Origin of the sequence: Mesorhizobium sp. M1E.F.Ca.ET.063.01.1.1 (assembly GCF_003998155.1) — a bacterium.
In the GTDB taxonomy this organism is placed as follows: Bacteria; Pseudomonadota; Alphaproteobacteria; order Rhizobiales; family Rhizobiaceae; genus Mesorhizobium.
In genome coordinates this window covers 1-396 of the sequence record NZ_RZSC01001750.1, presented here as the reverse complement: position 1 = coordinate 396, position 396 = coordinate 1, and the positions used below count along the sequence as shown (strand labels likewise).

The following is a 396-nucleotide window of genomic DNA, read 5'->3' as shown; positions in this document are numbered from 1 at the left end:
CTAAAGCGCGTCGCGATCTTTCAGATTCGCTCCGTGCGCTTTAGGTTTTTGATTTTACGCATGTCTTGTCCCGAAACCGGCTCCCACTTTCGGGAGACATGCTTTAACTCGACAGGTTAATCCGCGCCTTCCTCGGGATCGATGGCGGACGATTCATTGGCCACGACCTCGATCTCCTGGTTCTGCCCGGCCACGACCGTAAAATCCTTCTGGTAGATGCGGTCGCGGTTCTTGGCGATGATGGTGTATTGGCCTTCGGCCAGCACCATCGAGGCGAAGGCGCCGACGGCTTCCTTGATTGGATCGCCGGATTCGTTGAGCAGGGACCAGGAGGTGTCGGCGATGGCTTCACCGCCGGGCTCGCGCACCAGCTTCATCGTCATCTCGGCCGCGCGG

1 pseudogene is annotated in these 396 nt (G+C 59.1%); it reads right to left on the bottom strand.

The annotated features are described in order from the left end of the window. Nucleotides 1–116: 116 nt before the first annotated feature. Nucleotides 117–396 (bottom strand): annotated as a pseudogene (locus EOA29_RS40730) (hypothetical protein); the annotation flags it as partial.